Annotated in this window: 15 protein-coding genes; 3 read left to right on the forward strand and 12 right to left on the reverse strand. The window is 58.6% G+C overall.

The genetic code is table 11. The annotated features are described in order from the left end of the window. Window positions 1-45: 45 nt before the first annotated feature. From mltG to ACMHYW_RS09890, 9 genes are all read right to left on the reverse strand, one after another. The gene (gene mltG, locus ACMHYW_RS09850; protein WP_414499773.1) at window positions 46-1083 is read right to left on the reverse strand and encodes an endolytic transglycosylase MltG; all 1038 of its coding nucleotides are present in this window, start codon (window positions 1081-1083) and stop codon (window positions 46-48) included. Window positions 1084-1163: 80 nt separating this feature from the next. Then, window positions 1164-1994 carry an aminodeoxychorismate lyase gene (gene pabC, locus ACMHYW_RS09855; protein ID WP_414499774.1) on the reverse strand — a complete coding sequence of 277 codons (831 nt, stop codon included), beginning with the start codon at window positions 1992-1994 and terminating at the stop codon, window positions 1164-1166. Next, window positions 1994-3229 carry a beta-ketoacyl-ACP synthase II gene (fabF, locus tag ACMHYW_RS09860; RefSeq protein WP_414499775.1) on the reverse strand — a complete coding sequence of 412 codons (1236 nt, stop codon included), beginning with the start codon at window positions 3227-3229 and terminating at the stop codon, window positions 1994-1996. The genes pabC and fabF overlap by 1 nt, the downstream gene beginning before the upstream one ends. A gap of 352 nt (window positions 3230-3581) precedes the next feature. After that, entirely contained in the window at window positions 3582-3815 is a 234-nt protein-coding gene (acpP, locus tag ACMHYW_RS09865) for an acyl carrier protein (protein WP_027704683.1), read from the reverse strand. Between the two features lie 95 nt (window positions 3816-3910). After that, on the reverse strand, window positions 3911-4645 hold the full coding sequence (fabG, locus tag ACMHYW_RS09870; RefSeq protein WP_414499776.1) for a 3-oxoacyl-ACP reductase FabG: 735 nt from the start codon (window positions 4643-4645) through the stop codon (window positions 3911-3913). Window positions 4646-4654: 9 nt separating this feature from the next. Beyond that, window positions 4655-5611, reverse strand: a complete 957-nt coding sequence (fabD, locus tag ACMHYW_RS09875) for an ACP S-malonyltransferase (RefSeq protein WP_414499777.1) — start codon at window positions 5609-5611, stop codon at window positions 4655-4657. Between the two features lie 119 nt (window positions 5612-5730). Continuing rightward, window positions 5731-6765: a phosphate acyltransferase PlsX gene (plsX, locus tag ACMHYW_RS09880; RefSeq protein WP_414499778.1), complete on the reverse strand. Its 1035-nt coding sequence runs from the start codon at window positions 6763-6765 to the stop codon at window positions 5731-5733. A 23-nt stretch (window positions 6766-6788) separates the two neighbouring features. Further along, on the reverse strand, window positions 6789-6965 hold the full coding sequence (rpmF, locus tag ACMHYW_RS09885; protein ID WP_027704686.1) for a 50S ribosomal protein L32: 177 nt from the start codon (window positions 6963-6965) through the stop codon (window positions 6789-6791). 50 nt (window positions 6966-7015) lie between these two features. Further along, window positions 7016-7540 carry a YceD family protein gene (locus ACMHYW_RS09890; RefSeq protein WP_027704687.1) on the reverse strand — a complete coding sequence of 175 codons (525 nt, stop codon included), beginning with the start codon at window positions 7538-7540 and terminating at the stop codon, window positions 7016-7018. 223 nt (window positions 7541-7763) lie between these two features. Here ACMHYW_RS09890 and ACMHYW_RS09895 point away from each other — a divergent pair, with 223 nt between their 5' ends. Both ACMHYW_RS09895 and ACMHYW_RS09900 read left to right on the forward strand, forming a co-directional pair. Beyond that, window positions 7764-8375, forward strand: coding sequence for a Maf family protein (locus ACMHYW_RS09895; RefSeq protein WP_414499779.1), 612 nt, complete (start codon window positions 7764-7766; stop codon window positions 8373-8375). Between the two features lie 158 nt (window positions 8376-8533). Continuing rightward, window positions 8534-9322 carry an N-acetylmuramoyl-L-alanine amidase gene (locus ACMHYW_RS09900; protein ID WP_414499780.1) on the forward strand — a complete coding sequence of 263 codons (789 nt, stop codon included), beginning with the start codon at window positions 8534-8536 and terminating at the stop codon, window positions 9320-9322. A gap of 227 nt (window positions 9323-9549) precedes the next feature. Here the strand turns inward: ACMHYW_RS09900 and sppA are convergent, their stop codons facing one another. Beyond that, window positions 9550-10527 (reverse strand): signal peptide peptidase SppA, encoded by a 978-nt coding sequence (gene sppA / locus ACMHYW_RS09905; protein ID WP_414499781.1) that lies wholly within the window; start codon window positions 10525-10527, stop codon window positions 9550-9552. Window positions 10528-10625: 98 nt separating this feature from the next. Then, window positions 10626-11642 carry an RluA family pseudouridine synthase gene (locus tag ACMHYW_RS09910; protein WP_414499782.1) on the reverse strand — a complete coding sequence of 339 codons (1017 nt, stop codon included), beginning with the start codon at window positions 11640-11642 and terminating at the stop codon, window positions 10626-10628. Between the two features lie 818 nt (window positions 11643-12460). Here ACMHYW_RS09910 and rne point away from each other — a divergent pair. Continuing rightward, entirely contained in the window at window positions 12461-15901 is a 3441-nt protein-coding gene (rne, locus tag ACMHYW_RS09915) for a ribonuclease E (protein ID WP_414499783.1), read from the forward strand. A gap of 328 nt (window positions 15902-16229) precedes the next feature. Here the strand turns inward: rne and ACMHYW_RS09920 are convergent, their stop codons facing one another. Continuing rightward, window positions 16230-17690, reverse strand: a complete 1461-nt coding sequence (locus tag ACMHYW_RS09920) for a DASS family sodium-coupled anion symporter (protein WP_414499784.1) — start codon at window positions 17688-17690, stop codon at window positions 16230-16232. Between the last annotated feature and the right edge of the window lie 285 nt (window positions 17691-17975).

Raw genomic sequence — 17975 nt, forward strand, 5'->3', positions numbered from 1 at the left:
ACAGCGGGGCCTTTAACGGAGCGGGATCGCTCCCCAAAGGCGTATTTAGTGTGAGCTGTTTGCATTGCCAGCACGTAGCACGCGCAGATAGTCGCGCACGGCCTGCTGATGCTGTTCCAGAGAGTCGGAGAAGCGGTGCCCGCCAGACCCTGTAGCCACAAAGTAAAGCGCACTTCCCGGCGCAGGGTGCAGTGCCGCGTCAAGAGCAGCCTGTCCAGGCAGCGCGATCGGCGTTGGCGGCAGCCCTTCGTTCATATAGGTATTGTACGGCGTCGGCGTCGTCAGGTCGGCACGTGTCAGCGTACGGGCATTCTTCTTCAGCCCATAGGCCACGGCAGGATCCGTCTGCAAGCGCATGCCTTTGCCCAGACGGCGTACGAATACCCCGGCGATGGCCTTGCGCTCTTCGGGCACGCCCGTTTCCATTTCGACCAGCGATGCCATGACCAGCGCTTCATCTGGCGAACGGTACGGAAGTCCTTCATCGCGCTTGCGCCACGCCTCATCAAGCCGACTGTTCATCAACTCGAATGCCTGACGATAGAGCGTGATATCGCTCATGCCTTTGTGATAGCGGTAAGTCGTAGGCAGAAAGCGTCCTTCCGGCGGCACGCCCTCATGGCCAATCTGGCGCATCAGCTCTGCATCTGACAGCGAAGCGGTGCGATGCTCCAGCTTGACCTGCGCATCCATCAGCGCACGCATTTGAGCGAACGTGCGCCCTTCGGGGATCGTCATGCCATAGGTCACGACGTCATCGCTGGAAAGCTTGTCGATCAACTGATCGGGCGTCATGCCAGGGGCCAATGCGAACTCGCCCGCCTTCAGATGACGCAACCGATCAGGGGCCAGCCACGCTTTAGCACGATACGGCCATGTCGAGGCAATAATGCCCTGCTGCTGTAGCTGTTCGAGCGTCTGACGAATACCCATGCCGCGTTCGATTTCAAATACTTTCGGCGCGGTCAGCGCAATTGGACGCTGCCATTGCCAGTACCATGCCCCATAGCCGCCACCCACCGCGGCACCGCCCACGATCACGGCCAGAAGCAGACTCAGTCCTGCTACTCGTCTTGCACGCATAACTACCTGACTCGGGTTGAGATTCCCGCCTTCATCCATGGACTCGGGGAAAAGAAGAATACAGAGAGGACTCGAGACGCTCAGCGCTCGAAAGAAACGCTATCGCCATAACCCAGCAGCGCGTGCGCCTGTTGCTGAAGCTCGCGCACGGTGGGGCTGTCGATGTCGTACGCCGACAGCGGGCTTCCCTGAGCATCGACGACCTGTCGGACAGGCCATACGCCCTGCACACTGTTGAGTACACACAGATGTCTGACCGCAGGAAGTGCATCAAGTGCCAAGGTTCCATACGAGAGATGGCCCGCATCCATCAGCGCCGCTGACAGCGTGCCCTGCACACCGCATTCATCGGTGCGCGGTGTCAGCCAGCGACCTTCCTGATACCAGATCACGTTCATGGCCGTGGCTTCAACCAACTCGCTGCGGGCATTGCACAGCAGCCCTTCGGCGATGTCAGAGCTCTGCCACTCCTGACGGGCCAGTACATTCTCTAGCCGATTGAGGTGCTTGATCCCCGCCAGTCGAGGCTGAGAAGCCATCGTCAACGCACACAGACGCACGGTCACGCCTTTTTGCCAGCGAACCGGCTGGGGCGAGAACGGCATCAGGCGGCTAATCAGGCGAGGTAATGGCGCATCAGGCGGACAGTAGCCACGCCCTCCGCTGCCTCGCGTCACGATCAGCTTGAGCACATGACACCCATGGACAGGCAGTGCACTGCACTGGGCATCAAGCACAGCCTGAGCAGGTGGCTCGAACCCCAGACGACGACACCCCCGCGCAAGCCTGGCGCAGTGCCAGGCCCACAGCGAGGGCTTGCCGTGCTGCACCAGAATGGTTTCGAAAACGCCGTCACCGTAGGCCAAGCCGCGATCATCGGACGGAATCGTTTCCATCTGGGCACCCATCATCAGATCTTGCTGAAGATCAGCGTACCGTTGGTACCGCCGAAGCCGAACGAGTTGCTCATGGCGTGTTCGATCTTCATCTGGCGCGCCGTGTTCGGCACGTAATCCAGACGGCAGTCTTCGCTCGGATTGTCGAGGTTGATGGTCGGCGGAGCGATCTGATCACGGATGGCCAGCACGCTAAAGGCCGCTTCCACAGCACCGGCAGCACCCAGCAAGTGGCCGATCATGGATTTAGTGGAGCTGACGGCAACGTGCTTCGCGGCATCCCCCATGACGTTTTCAATCGCCTGGCTTTCACCGGAGTCACCCAGCTGGGTCGATGTGCCGTGCGCGTTGATATAGTCGATCTGGTCTGCAGCGATGCGCGCATCGGCGATGGCATTCTTCATGGCCATCTCTGCACCGATACCGTTCGGCGCCGTGATGTGGTGAGCGTCGTCGCTCATACCGAAGCCAGACAGCTCGGCATAGATCTTCGCGCCGCGCGCCTTAGCGTGTTCGTACTCTTCGAGCACCAGTACACCGGCACCATCAGACAGTACGAAACCGTCACGGTCACGGTCCCACGGGCGGCTGGCCGCAGCCGGATCATCGTTACGCGTGGACAGCGCACGTGCAGCAGAGAAGCCGCCAATCCCGAGTGCGCAAGATGCCATTTCGGCACCGCCACAGATCATGATGTCAGCATCGCCATAAGCGATCGTGCGTGCGGAGTAGCCGATGTTGTGCGTACCGGTCGTGCAGGCCGTGGTGATCGCAAAGTTCGGGCCGGTGAAGCCGAATTTGATCGCCAGGTTGCCGGACACCATGTTGATGATGGACCCCGGAACGAAGAACGGAGAGATCTTGCGCGGGCCGCCAGCGTTCATGGCATTCAGGTTGGTTTCGATCATCGGCAGACCACCGATACCAGAACCGATGGCCACACCGATGCGGTGAGCGTTTTCTTCGGTGACTTCAATGCCAGCATCAGCAACGGCCTGAGTACCGGCCGCAACGCCGTACTGGACGAACAGATCCATCTTGCGGGCGCTCTTGCGATCAATGCCAAAGCTTTCGGCATCGAAATCCTTGATCGCACCGCAGAAGCGCGTATTGAACTGAGAGGCATCGAAATGAGTGATGGTACTTACACCGCTCTTGCCCGCCGTAATGTTTTTCCACGATTCTTCGACGGTGTTACCCACAGGTGTTATCAGCCCAAGACCGGTAACAACGACCCTTCTGCGAGACATGCGACTCTCCAAAGCAACTGGGGGTATACAGCATGACAACCAGCCTGCTGCATACGACCATGATTTTCTGGAACACAGCCATTTCCTGCGTCATGACAGACGTTTGCTGCATTCCCGTTCATTTATGGGCACCAGTATAACGGCAACAGGGCCTTCCTGTCTGTGCAGGATGACCGGGACCACGATTGAGGTGCACTTTGTGTATACGCAGAAGGGCCACCCCAACGGGATGACCCTTCCTTTGCTGGGCATCGAACGGCTTGCCTGACACCGACAGAATTGCGATCGAGACAGTACCGACGACTACCCTCTCACTTCTGTCATGACAGCGCGACAAGCTGCCCCGCCACCATTACTGGTGAGCGTTGACGTAGTCGATCGCTTCCTGAACGGTAGTGATCTTTTCAGCTTCTTCGTCAGGAATTTCAGTGTCGAATTCCTCTTCCAGAGCCATTACCAGCTCAACGGTGTCGAGGGAATCAGCACCCAGGTCTTCAGTGAAAGAAGAGTTGTTCTGAACTTCTTCCGGTTTAACGCCCAGCTGTTCAACAACGATTTTCTTGACGCGCTCTTCAATGCTGCTCATGAGGGTAAACTCCTAAAGAAATCGGATTCGTCGGTTCAAGACTGACGGTAGTTTATAGACGACGCTCAGGGGACGCAAGATGGCCCGATGAGCGGTTAGCGCATGTTCATGCCACCATTTACCTGAATTACTTCACCGGTGACATAGGATGCGGCGTCGCTGGCCAGAAAACCGACGACCCCCGCAATTTCTTCTGGCTGGCCTAGGCGACCGACGGGGATCTGCGTCAGCAGAGCCTCGCGATGCGCTTCAGGCAAGACATCGGTCATTTCCGTAGCGATGAAACCAGGTGCTACGGCATTGACCGTGATATTACGAACACCGACTTCACGTGCCAGTGCACGCGTGAAGCCTTCCATGCCCGCCTTGGCGGCAGCATAGTTGGTTTGCCCCGCGTTACCCATTCCGGCAACGACAGAGCTGATGTTGATAATGCGACCGTAGCGCGCTTTGGTCATGCCCTTCAGGCACGCCTTGCTGACGCGATAGATCGACTTGAGATTCGTGTCCAGCACGTCGTCCCACTGGTCTTCCTTCATGCGCGCCAGCAGCGTATCACGCGTGATGCCCGCATTGTTGACCAGTACGGTCGGTGCGCCGAAGCGTTCGTTGATCTCGGCAACGACCTTCTCAACGGAGGCGCTGTCCGTTACGTTCAAACACATACCTGCACCACTGAACCCTTCAGCCTTGAGCGCTTCTTCGATGCGCGCAGCACCCGCTTCAGAGGTAGCCGTACCGATGACGGTCATGCCCTGACGAGCCAGCTGATGGGCAATGGCTTTACCGATACCACGGCTGGCGCCTGTAACCAATGCAATCTGCGTCATGTTATGAATTCACTCCTTGCCGTCTGCTTCTGACGTCAGCGTCAGTGCAGCGCTTAGACTATCCGGATCATTGACGGCCACGCCTTTCAGGCGACGATCAATACGTTTGGCCAGGCCGGTCAATACCTTGCCCGGACCGCATTCTACCAGAGTGGTAACACCCTGATCAGCCATACGTGATACGGATGTCGACCAACGCACCGGAGAGAACAACTGTTCCACCAGACGAGCCTTCAGCGTTTCGACATCGGAATGTGCTTCAGCATCAACGTTCTGGATCACCGGATAGCGCGTCGGTTTCAGTGCGATGCCATCAATTGCCGCAGCCAGTTTTTCGGCAGCAGGCTTCATCAAAGCACAGTGGGACGGGACGGATACTGGCAGCGTGATGGCGCGCTTGGCACCCGCTTCGCTGCACAGGGCTACGGCGCGATCAACGGCAGCCTTGGCCCCTGCGATAACGACCTGTCCTGGAGAGTTATAGTTGACGGCAGCAACGACGTCACCTTGTGCAGCTTCCGCACAGATGGCTTCTACCTTGGCGTCTTCGAGACCGAGGATCGCCGCCATGGCACCGTCGCCCTCGGCAACGGCGGCCTGCATGTATTCACCACGCAGTCGTACCAGACGTACGCCGTCGGCGAATCCTAGAGCACCAGCGCATACCATGGCGCTGTATTCGCCCAGGCTGTGACCGGCCATCAGAGCGGGACGCGGCCCTTCGAGTTCCTGCCAGACGCGCCAGATGGCAACGCTAGCGGTCAAAAGGGCGGGCTGAGTGGTAGCGGTGGCGTTCAGCGCTTCTGCGCTGCCTTCCTGCGTCAGTTTCCACAGATCGAAGTCCAGTGCGTCAGACGCTTCGTCGAAGGTGGTACGCACGACACTGTAACGATCTGCCAGCTCACGCAGCATACCTACCTGCTGAGAGCCTTGACCCGGAAAGACAAATGCGAGGGTGGCGGACATGAACAAGTACCTATGCTGTTGCATTCGATGAACAAATGATTCCGCATTCAACATATGACGGGGCGGAATCCTGCCAAGCGGATAAAAAGCTCGGCTCCGAAAAAATCTGTCTGCGATATCTAGGCCGTAAGCCCCTGCGCTAAACGCTCGGGCAGCCCCAGTTCGACTTCGCTGACGGCGCGCAGTATCGCATAAGAGAAACCGCGGGCATCTGCCCCACCGTGACTTTTGACAACGGTAGAGGTCAGCCCGAGAAAACTTGCGCCATTGTAGCGCACTGGGTCGATTTCTTCCTTCAGCCTCGACAAGGCCGGCCGCGCCAAGATACTGACAAGGCGCGTCCACCAGTTCAATTCGAAGGTGTGCTGCAGACGGCGCCCCAGCACGCGCGCCAATCCCTCACTGGTCTTGAGCGCCACGTTACCGACGAAACCGTCGCAGACGATCACATTGACATCGCCAGTGAAGATATGATCCCCCTCAACGAAGCCAAGATAGTGAAAGCGATCGTTCGTGGCACAGAACTCGCGCAGCAGACCATCGGCTTCGCGCACGCAGCGCGTGCCCTTGGAGGGTTCGACACCGATATTAAGCAGCGCAACGCGCGGGTTCTGGATGCCGTCGACCGTGCGCACCATTTCTGCCCCTAGCCGCGCGAACTGCACCAGATGCCTCGGCGGGCAGTCGATGTTAGCCCCCAGATCAAGCACATAGCAGGGATGACCATGGTCCGTCAGTACGGCAGAGCTGATGGCAGGACGCTTCATTCCCTCAATCATGCCCAGCGCACGTCGCGCCACGGCCATGATCTCACCGGTATGTCCGGCGCTGACACAGGCATCGGCCTCGCCATCGCGCACAGCACGAATACAGGCATGAAGACTGGAAGCATCGGGAGCATTGATGTCGCGATCGCGAAGGATACGAGAGGGAGGCTGAGTACCGACTGGCAGGCTACCAGCCGCACTCATCTGAACGCGATCCAACACCGTTTTTTTCCAACGGGGCGCGGAACGGATCACATCCTGAATGGAGTGACAATCACCATAGAAGGTCAGCGATAGCGAAGGCCACTGCCGCAAGGCTTCTAGCCCCCCCTGGACAGTAACACGGGGACCGAAGTCCCCGCCCATCGCATCAATGGCGATATGCACAAGCGCTTTGCTTACGTCGCGCCTTAGGCGTCGACGTCAACAACCTTGCGACCACGGTAGAAACCGTCAGGAGCAACGTGGTGACGACGGTGAGTCGTACCGGTTTCTTTGTCCTGGGCCAGTGCCGGAGTGGTCAGTGCATCGTGAGCACGGCGCATGCCGCGTTTGGAACGGGTTTTGCGGTTCTGTTGAACGGCCATGATGAATCTCCTACGGATGAGAGTTCGAGCAGCAGTACTTGCCCGAAGCGTCAGTGTTTATCTTTCAATGCCGCCAAGGCACTGAACGGGTTGGTGGTCACCTGCTCATCAGGTAGCTCGCCACTGCTGAGCTCATCACGAGAAACGGCGCATTCGCCTTCTTCATGATAGATCGCCTGTGGCAGCGCCAGCAGCAGTTCTTCCTCAATGACCGGGATCAGATCGAGGCGTTCGTCATGACCGACCACCAGCGGATCGTACTCCCGAGGCAGTCGAGACGACAGCGATTCGTCTGTCACCATTCCCAGCAGTATCGAACTGTCAAGCGTTACCGGCATGGGCTGCAGACAACGCAGACATGGCATCATCACCCGTGCTTCAGCCTGTCCTTCGATATAGTGCCGACGCTGGGCGTCGATGCCAAACGTCAGAACAGCATGGCAGGTGCCTGTCTGGGGACCGATGAGATCGGCCAGACGGGGCATCTCGTCAAGCGGCAGATCGCCTTCCAGCCGCTCGGCACTGGCCGCAAGTCGATAAGGTTCGACCCGCGTGGGCATTCGGGTAGTTGACATAGGCGCGCAATGATAGGGTCTGTCGAGGTAACTGTCAAAGAAATGCATCGCCTGCACGTATCAGACGAGTGCTTTTCTGCCCGGTAACCGCCGGTGACATCAACAACGAGCGGCGGACATGATATTGTAAGGCTTTCACGGCACGAGCGCACCCCATTCCTGCCAATCACCGCTCGAGGCCCTTTTTTCGCCCAACGCTTCGCGCGTCATGATGCTACCTAACATGCCTCTATCCGCTGCCCTACCGCCGCTTCTGCTCGCCTCAAGTTCCGCGGCTCGCCGCCAGTGCCTTGCTCAGCTGGGTCTAACATTCCAGCAGGCCTCGCCCGACATCGACGAAACGCCACGCTCTGGCGAACAGCCCGCCGCACTCGTAGAGCGCCTAGCCTGCGCCAAGGCACTCGCGCTGGCAGGGCAACACCCCCATCACCTCATCATTGGTTCCGATCAGGTCTGCGCTCTCGACCAACAGCCCGTCGGTAAGCCCGGCACTCTCGACAATGCCCGACGCCAACTTGCTGCCTGTTCCGGCAAACGCGTTCGCTTTCACACCGGTATCGCTGTGTATGACGGCCGCCAGCGCCGCCTGTTGAGTGCGGTCGAACCGTTCGATGTTCAATTCCGCTCGCTCACAGACACCCAGATAGAGGGCTATCTCCAGCGCGAACAGCCGCTGGAATGCGCGGGCAGCTTCAGAATGGAAGGCTTAGGAATCACGCTGTTCACGGCCCTCGACGGTCGCGACCCCAACGCACTGCTGGGACTGCCGCTGATCCAGCTATGCGACATGCTGCAATCGCTGGGCTACGACCTACTCTCCCCTCAACATGCCTAAAGCTACCGATTCTGCGGATCACAGAGTTTCACAGACTGTGATGGCGTCGGTGACACCTCGGGAAATGAAGTCCACCTTGTCCTCTGGCGGTCAAATGGGAAACGAAGCAGACACCGTCTGCTTCTTTCATCCTTCTTTTGCTGCCCGAGGCATGCCCTGTGAATATCGCCGACTACCCCATTGATAGCGAACACTACCGCAGCACCACGACACAGGATGAGCGCATCCGCTTCCTCATCCTTCACTACACGGCAGAAAACTTCAGCCAGAGCATGGCCAATCTGGCGGGCGACACTGCCACTGTAAGCGTTCACTACGTCATTCCTGACCCTGACGAAGAGACCTACCTGCAGGCCGGTTTCAGCGGTAATCGCATCTTCGCGCTGGTCGATGAAGGTCGCCGTGCATGGCATGCAGGGGTCAGCCAATGGCAGGGCCGTACCAATCTCAACGATACGTCGATCGGCATAGAAATCGTCAATCAGGCTTCGGGCAACACCGATGGTGCCATGACATTTCCGCCGTTCAGCGAACAGCAGATCCAGATGACGATTGCACTCTGCAAAGACATCCTGTCACGCCACCCCACCATCACTGCCCGTCAGGTATTGGCTCACGCCGATATCGCCTGGGCCCGCCGACGCGATCCAGGCCCGGCCTTTCCGTGGCAGCGCCTTTATGAAGCGGGAATCGGCGCATGGCCTGACGCAGCGGATGTCACCGCGTTCACTCAGCGCTTCGAGCGTGAGGGACTGCCGTCGGACGACGACATGAAAACGTCGTTTTCCCGCTACGGCTATAGCGTTCCCAACGGACTGTCATCCAGCGACTACACCATGTTAGTGGTGTGCTTTCAGATGCACTTCAGACCGGCACGCTACGATGGCCGTGTCGATATCGAGACAGCCGCCATTCTGTATGCGCTACTGAAGAAGTACATCGGTTAGATAAGTGGGAATGATGGGGCAACATTAGAGAGAGTGAACACAAAGGCAGGCGGCTCGACGGCCATCATGTCACCACCGTTCTCTGGCACGTCTGTCCTACACCGATGAGTCCTATACCGACATGACAGGCACAACAAAAAGGCAGCCCACAAAGGGCTGCCTTTTCATCTTGATCACGCTCTCTAATGGCGGGCAGAGTATGACACGCGCTCAGCCCACGCCACGGCCTAGGGCAACTGCGCACGTACCGGTTTGTACGATGAAACTGTATCAATGCCCAGCGCAGACATTGCCGCAACGCCAAGTCGCTTCGACATACGATTAAACAGCGGTTGCTCAACGGTATAGTCGACGACAGCCGTGCGGTCATCAACCTTCTCGCGCACCAGCACATCAATGTTCTTCAGCTCATCGACCAACCCCAGCGCAACCGCCTGCTCTCCACTCCAGACCAGTCCTGAGAACATATCCGGCGTTTCATGCAGACGATCACCGCGTCCAGCCTTCACGTCAGCGATGAACCGCTGATGCGTGCTGTTCAATACCGCTTGCAGGTGCTCGCGCTGCTCCTCGCTGACGGGGCGGAATGGATCCAGCATGTCCTTGTTGCTGCCCGCCGTATAGACGCGACGCTCGATACCCACTTTCTTCATGGCTTCGTCATAACCAAAGCCAGCGGAGATCACGCCGATCGACCCGACAAGGCTCGATGAAGAGGCATAGATGTGATCGGCGGCAGAGGCAATGTAGTAGGCGCCGCTGGCCCCCATGTCTTCGATGACAGCGTCGATCGGCTTATTGCCCAGCTTGCGCAGCCGCATGATCTCATCATACACCCGCTGCGCTTGAACCGGTGTTCCACCCGGACTGTTGATCAGCAGAACGACAGAAACGGTATGCGCATTTTCCCACGCATCGTCCAACGCACCGATAATCGCATCGGCGTTGGCATCGTCATCCGGCGAGATTACGCCGTCGATGCGCACCAACCCGACGTGCGGCCGCGTCTCCTCGTCGCCACTGCTGAGTGCGCGCCCGAGAGCGCCACACAGCCAGAGCACCACGATAATGAATATCAGCAGCTTGAACACGCGCCAGATCCAGCGCCCTCGCCGCGCCCGGCGCTGCTCGTTCAACATGCGCTGCAACAGCAGCGCCAGCGTCGCCTGCTCGTTACGCGACGATTCGGAAGTGTGTTCACTCATCTCATCATCTCCAACGCTTTCATTGAATACAGACCAACGCTGCTGATACCACCGCCATGGAACAGCTTACGGTGCTCTTTCTTACCGGCTACGAGGCTTCAGCGCTGCTGACGAAGCCTGTCCAGCGCTTCATCCAGCTCGGGAGCCAGGCGCGCCTTCACATTGACCATGCGGCCGCTTTTCGGCTCGGGAAAGCTCAACGATGCCGCGTGCAAAAACAGCCGATCAAGCCCGATATCCGCGGCCAGCTTCTGCCCTTGAGCTGTACCGTACTTACGATCCACCATCAGCGCGTGACCGATATGAGCGGCGTGCACGCGAATCTGATGGGTACGCCCCGTCACAGGGGATGCCTCGACCAGTGTCACATTGGGGAACGTTTCGCGGACGGCGAACAGCGTGCGCGAGCGCTTGCCGTTGTCATCGACGCGTACGCGGCGCTCACCGTTACCGGCATCGTAACGATCCAGCGGCGCACTGACCCAGTCGCGACGTGCTGGCCAGCGGCCTTCTACCAAGGCGAGATAACGCTTATCCATCTTCTTGGCTTTGAGCGCTTCATTGAGGAACACCAGCGCATTGCGCGATTTGGCCAACAGCAGACAGCCCGACGTGTCGCGGTCCAGTCGGTGCACCAGTTCAAGGAACCCCAGATCGGTACGTACTTGGCGCAACGCTTCGATCAGACCAATCTTCACGCCGCTGCCACCGTGCACGGCCAGCCCCGCGGGCTTGTTGACGACCATCCACTCTTCGGTTTCGGCGATCACACTGCGCATCAGCAGCTCACGAAGGTTATCGCTCACTTCGCGCACAGCTTCCTCGGGCGCCAGACGCAGAGGAGGAATGCGCACCTGATCTCCAGAAGAAAGACGGGTTTCAGCTTTTGCACGTTTCTTGTTAACGCGCACTTCGCCCTTGCGGATGATGCGGTAGACCAAGGCGCGCGGTGCCCCTTTCAGATGCGTGATCAGAAAGTTGTCGAGCCGCTGACCGTCATGCCCTTCGTCGATATCGACCCACTGGACTTCACGACCGGCACTGCGGTGTGACTCATCGGCGGCATCAGGTGCCGCCGGACGGGTGGGACGTGCTGCATGTCGACCTGTGGTCATCATGTCTCCTCGAATACGTGTCTTGCCGTCATGCCCACAGGCAATGACCTTTGATAGCGGCAAGATTAACATGGCTAGCCCGTACAGCGGCAGCTTAAGGTGCCGATATTTGCCTTGCCCGTTCCGCCTCACCTCTGACACTGACCGCCTTCTTTGACTACAGTGCAGGAACGGATGCTTATCAAATTGCCGGTTTCTAGGTTTGTTGGTATATTCCTTGATGCCTACTTGGGACCATGCTGTTCTGTGTGTTTCCCGACTGCACCTGCGCGAAATCCATGCAGGTCCAACAATTTTCCAACAGGCAATCGATACTGTCCCGATGCCGGCATCATGGCGATCGGGACGCGGTATCCGCGATCGAGGCTGACAAGACCTCGCAATGGAGCATTGCCATTACTTCGCGGTCCGCACTATACGCCGCCTCGCTGCTCGATCAGGATTCGATCAGCTGGACGGCACCCAATGGAACTGCCCGAAATACGACGGGTTCCACCCATACCCGTATCGGGTCCGGCGTCGCCGAATCGACAATGCCAGGTGTCCGATGGCTGCCAGCAGAACCGGAAGACCGTCAACAGCGTCTCCGCAACATGTTCTGCCATGCCATCCCGTACTCAACATGACCTACACTGCCTATCATGTCCGTCCCACTTCCTTTAGACCGGCTGGATACGACATACGCCCAGCCACCAGGGAACCCGACAGATAGACGCGCAGGACACTCGCTCTACATGCACTGAGCACAGCACGCAGCATCACACGGTTCGCCGACTCTCCGGACTTTGGTACCAAGAAGAAAGAGTCAGCGAGACATCATGAAAAGGATTCTCATCAACGCAACCCAGCCCGAAGAGCTGCGCGTTGCGCTCGTAGATGGCCAACGCCTCTACGACCTCGACATTGAGTCGGGTGCCCGCGAACAGAAAAAGGCTAACATCTATCGCGCCCGCATCACCCGCGTCGAACCCAGTCTGGAAGCAGCGTTCGTCGACTTTGGCGCCGAGCGCCACGGTTTTCTGCCGCTCAAAGAAATCTCCCGCGAATACTTCCTCAAGGATCCGGGCAACGGTCGCCCTAATATCCGTGACGTCATTCGTGAAGGTCAGGAGATCATCGTTCAGGTCGACAAAGAAGAGCGTGGCAACAAGGGCGCTGCCCTCACGACCTTCATCAGCCTGGCGGGCCGCTTCTTGGTCCTGATGCCGAACAACCCGCGTGCTGGTGGTATCTCTCGCCGCATCGAGGGCGAAGATCGTGCACAGCTGAAAGATGCCATGAACGGCCTTACCATTCCGGACAAAATGGGCGTCATCGTTCGTACGGCCGGCATTGGGCGTTCCACGGAAGAGCTGCAGTGGGACCTCAACTATCTGGTCAAAGTCTGGGAAGCGATCACCGAAGCAGCCCAGCAGCCTGCGCCATTCCTTATCTATCGCGAGTCAAACGTCATCATCCGTGCGATGCGTGACTACCTGCGCCAAGACATCGGCGAAGTGCTGATCGACAGCGAAGACGTCCATCAGGACGCGATGAACTTCGTCCAGCAGGTCATGCCGGCCTATGCGCCGCGCATCAAGCTCTACCAGGACGAAGTGCCGCTGTTCTCACGCTTCCAGATCGAATCGCAGATCGAAACGGCCTATCAGCGTGAAGTGAAACTGCCTTCCGGCGGTTCCATCGTCATCGACATTACGGAAGCGCTGGTCTCTATCGACATCAACTCGGCACGCGCCACGCGCGGCGGTGATATCGAAGAAACCGCCCTGCAGACCAACCTGGAAGCGGCCGACGAGATCGCGCGCCAGCTGCGCCTACGCGATAGCGGTGGTCTAGTCGTCATCGACTTCATCGACATGTCGCCGGCCCGCAACCAGCGCGAAGTTGAGAACCGTATGCGTGAGGCGCTCAAACTGGATCGCGCTCGCGTACAGATCGGCCGCATCTCGCGCTTTGGTCTGATGGAGATGTCCCGTCAGCGCCTGCGCCCATCGCTGGGTGAAACCAGCGGCGTGGTCTGCCCGCGCTGCAACGGCCAGGGCACCATCCGTGACGTGCGCTCCCTGTCGCTGTCCGTCCTGCGCCTGATCGAAGAAGAGGCCATGAAGGACCGCAGCGCGCAAATTCGTGCCGTACTGCCCGTCCCTGTCGCCACGTTCCTGCTCAACGAGAAACGTGCCGCCATCGCCGAGATCGAACAACGCGAAAGCGTCAACGTCATCCTGCTGCCCGAACCGGACATGGATACGCCTCACTTCCAGGTCGAGCGCCTGCGCGATGACCAGATGGACGATGAGGAACCGAAGGCCAGCTACGAGATCGACACACAGTACAAAACGCCGGAAGCCCACGATCACGGTGAAGTGCTGATCGCTCGTGAAGAAGCTGTCGTCAAAACAGTTGCCCACACGACACCGGCTCCTGCAACGCTGACCCAGCCAAGCACCGCGCAGCCGCAGATGGATGCCCACGCCACGGGACTGCTGACCCGCCTGATGCGCAGTGTCAATCGCCTGCTCGGCGGCGATGACTCTTCTTCTCAGCAGGAGAAGGACAGCACAGCCACTACGGCCCGCGAACCGCAGAGCAACAAGCAGAACGGCGGCGAATCCCGCAAACCTGCTCGTCGCGAACGCCCGCAGGCACAGTCGTCGACACCCGCACGCGAGCAACGTGAGGACAAAAACGGCCGTTCGGCACCGCAGGCCAACGCGGACAGCCAACGCAGCGATAGCGATCAGGACCAGCCTAAACGCAACACCCGCAACCGTCAGGAAGAGCGCAATCGTCGCCGTCAGGAGCGTCGCAATAACCGCCCCGAGCAGGACGATAACCGTTCCAGCGCAGCAGCAGATGCCCCTGCGAAGAACGGTGATGACAATCGTCGCGGCCGCAATCGTAACGCCCAGAACGGCGACAAGCCTCAGCCGCAGGAGCGCGACAACCGTCGTGCCAATCGCAGCGAGCAGCCGTCCGAAACCACGGCTACTGCCACTGAAAGTGCTGCAGCACAGGCGCCTCGCAGCAATGCCGAGGACAAGGCTAACGATGGCGCACCGAAGCGCAAACGCAACAACCCGCGCCAGCGTTCACGTACGCACGCGCTGAATCCTGAGGCCGTAGCGGAACAGCAGCGCCTGCAGGAAGGCACTGCACCGCAGACCCAAGAGGCAGCAGCAACGCAGGACACGGTAACGCCGACCAAAGCGGTTTCGGCCAAGGCAGAAGACGCCAAAGCCTCTGCCCCTACCCCTGCCAAAGCAGCAGAAGAGAAATCGGCACCGGCCATTGCGGAAGCGCATGTCGAGAACGCTCAGCCTCGTTACCATACGTTCGGTCGCGACACCACCACTCTGGAGCCGAACAAGGCCCCAGCAGTATCTCAGGATGCACAGCAACCTGCGGCGAGTAATGAGCGTGATGAAACAAAACCTTCTCGCTCACGTCGTTCACGTCCGGAAACGGCACACGTTGATAAATCGGCAGCATCGAAGGGTGAAGAGAAGCGCGAACAGCCAGTAAAACCGGAAGCAGTGGCTGACAAGCCTGCTGCACCGAAAGCTGAAGAGAAGCGCGAACAGCCGGTAAAACCGGAAGCAGTAGCTGACAAGCCCGCAACTCCGAAAGCCGAAGAGAAGCGCGAGCAGTCGGCCAAACCGGAAGTAGCGGCTGACAAACCCGCAGCTCCGAAGGCCGAAGAGAAGCGTGAACAGCCGGTAAAACCGGAAGCAGTAGCTGACAAGTCCGCAACTCCGAAAGCAGAAGAGAAGCGTGAGCAGCCGGTAAAACCGGAAGCAGCAGCTGACAAACCCGCAGCTCCGAAAGCCGAAGAGAAGCGTGAGCAGCCGGTAAAACCGGAAGCAGCAGCTGACAAACCCGCAGCTCCGAAAGCCGAAGAAAAGCGTGAGCAGCCGGTAAAACCGGAAGTAGTGGCTGACAAGCCTGCTGCACCGAAGGCTGAAGAGAAACGCGAACAGCCGGTAAAACCGGAAGCAGCAGCTGACAAACCCGTAACGCCGAAGGCTGAAGAGAAGCGTGAACAGCCGGCCAAACCGGAAGTAGTAGCTGACAAGCCTGTTGCTCCGAAAGCCGAAGTGAAGCGTGAACAGCCTGCCCAGCAGGAAGCAACGGCTGACAAATCGGTAGCACCTGCTGCCGACGAGCAGCCGCTGGCGCTGCCACGTCGCTCCCGCCGTGCGCACAACGATCCGCGTGAGCGTCGTCGTGCCGAGCAGCAAACGCCTTCAGACAACGCGTGATGATCATCTGAAGCATTGCAGCATAAAACCCCTCCCTCTTCGGACGGAGGGGTTTTTTATTGCCTGCTGACCCTTCACCGGATACGCACCGCATCCCTCCCTGTGTCCTTGCTGAGTGCTGGTGCATATTCAACGCGCACCGTCATTGGCGACGCCATCACAACGCCAGAACGCAAAGATGCCCTGCCGCATGATGCAGTAAATGCAGCTGCACTAGTGTGACGAACGGCACTCCCCCAGGATTGTCTTCAAGACCACAAAAAAGAAGCCTGCTCTCTAGGAGAACAGGCTTCTTTCAGCACAGGACTATTTGTTCACGCTTTGCGGTTCAGAGTGCTCCGCACAGCCAGCCGATCCACGGCATGCCGATGACCAGCCACAGCACCAGATAAATTCCACCGAAAATGGCTCCCAGACGCCAGCCCTGACCGCTAGGAATATAGCCACTGCCAAAGTACACAGGGCTAGGGCCAGTTCCATAAGGCGTCAGGATGCCCATGATGCCGATAGTGGGTACCAGCATCAGAATCAGGAAGTGCATGTCGATGCCCGGGATATAGTGTGCGGCCGCCAGGAAAGCGGGCAGCAGCGCAATAACCTGCGTCGTGGCGCCCGCAAAGAAATAGTGCAGCACGAAGAAGACGATCGTCATCAGCAGTACGGCCTGAAGCGGCGACCAGCTCTGGATGCAGTGGCCGAAGCGTTCACCAAACCAACTGATAAAGCCCACCTGATCCAGCCCTGATGCCAGTGCAATCAGCATGGCGAACCAGAAGAACGTACTCCAGGCGGCCTTGTACTCCAGCACATCGTTCCATGAGATGATGCCCGTCATCAGCATAATCGCACCGACGACCAGCCCAACCATTGCGGGTTCAATATAGCGCCCGCCGAAGATCCACAGCAGCAGTGCCCCTACGATCAACACCGTCAACACGATTTCTTCACGCCGGATACGCCCCATCCGCCCCAGTTCTTCACGCGCCCATTCGGCCACTTCATGACCAGCCGTCACTTCGGGCCGACAGAACACATATCCCATTAGCGGCGTTAAAAGGGCCATGATAATGCCAGCGGGAGCCGCTGCAATGAACCATTCACTCCAGCCAATGGTGATACCCGTAATGTGCGTGACTCGCTCAACGGCCAGCAGGTTGGACGAAATCGCGGTCATGAACAGCGTGCAGGAGACACAGCATGACGCCAGTGATGTCCACATCAGGTATGTACCGATACGGCGTCGACTGGGACTGTTGGGATAGGAATCAAATAACGGGGGAAGGTTGTCGATGATGGGAAAGAGGATGCCACCGCTGCGGGCTGTATTGGAAGGCGTCGCTGGTGCTAGCACGAGGTCCGCCAGCATGACCGCATAGCCCAGCGAAAGGGAATGATGCCCCATCGTCTTGACCAGCCATAGCGCAATGCGCCGTCCCAGACCGGTGACAGCATAGCCTCGGGCCAGAATAAAGGCCCCAAGGATCATCCATACCACAGCGTTAGAAAACCCAGAGACAGCCCACTGAAAGGCCTGCTGGTGAACTTTGAACCCCGGTGCCGCCATCTGTTCTGGAGAGAACAGCGCCCACGGTGCCAGTACGGCGGCCAGCGATACGCAGATCAAACCGGACACGGCACCGGGAAAAGCGTCCGTGATCAGCATAGTGATGCAGCCGGTGAAGATGGCAAAGAAATACCAACTATAGGAAGCCAGTCCCTCGGGAACGGGACAGAGGGCAATGCCAAGTGCGACCAACAGCGGTATCAGTCGCCTTGCATATACTTTCATTGATCGTGCTCCAGAAGCTCAGGGCACCATCGGACGCTTGAGAATGACCACTACCACGGCAACCTTCACCCTGGCATAGCCGGAATGACGCACGATGATACGGTGGGTGTGAAAAGACGATGGGGGTCTGACAGATACACAGCGGCCGCGTTCGTGACGCGGCCGAAGAGTCCATGCGGCAAGCCCTGATACCACTCTAGAAGATGATACTGATCAAGGCCTATAACCAAGCCACTGAGCGGTGTGGCCACCCGGCAGCAATGGACTTCCCGCAATATACTCCTG

Origin of the sequence: Zymobacter sp. IVIA_12111.31 C1 (genome assembly GCF_047495495.1) — a bacterium.
Lineage (GTDB): Bacteria > Pseudomonadota > Gammaproteobacteria > Pseudomonadales > Halomonadaceae > Zymobacter.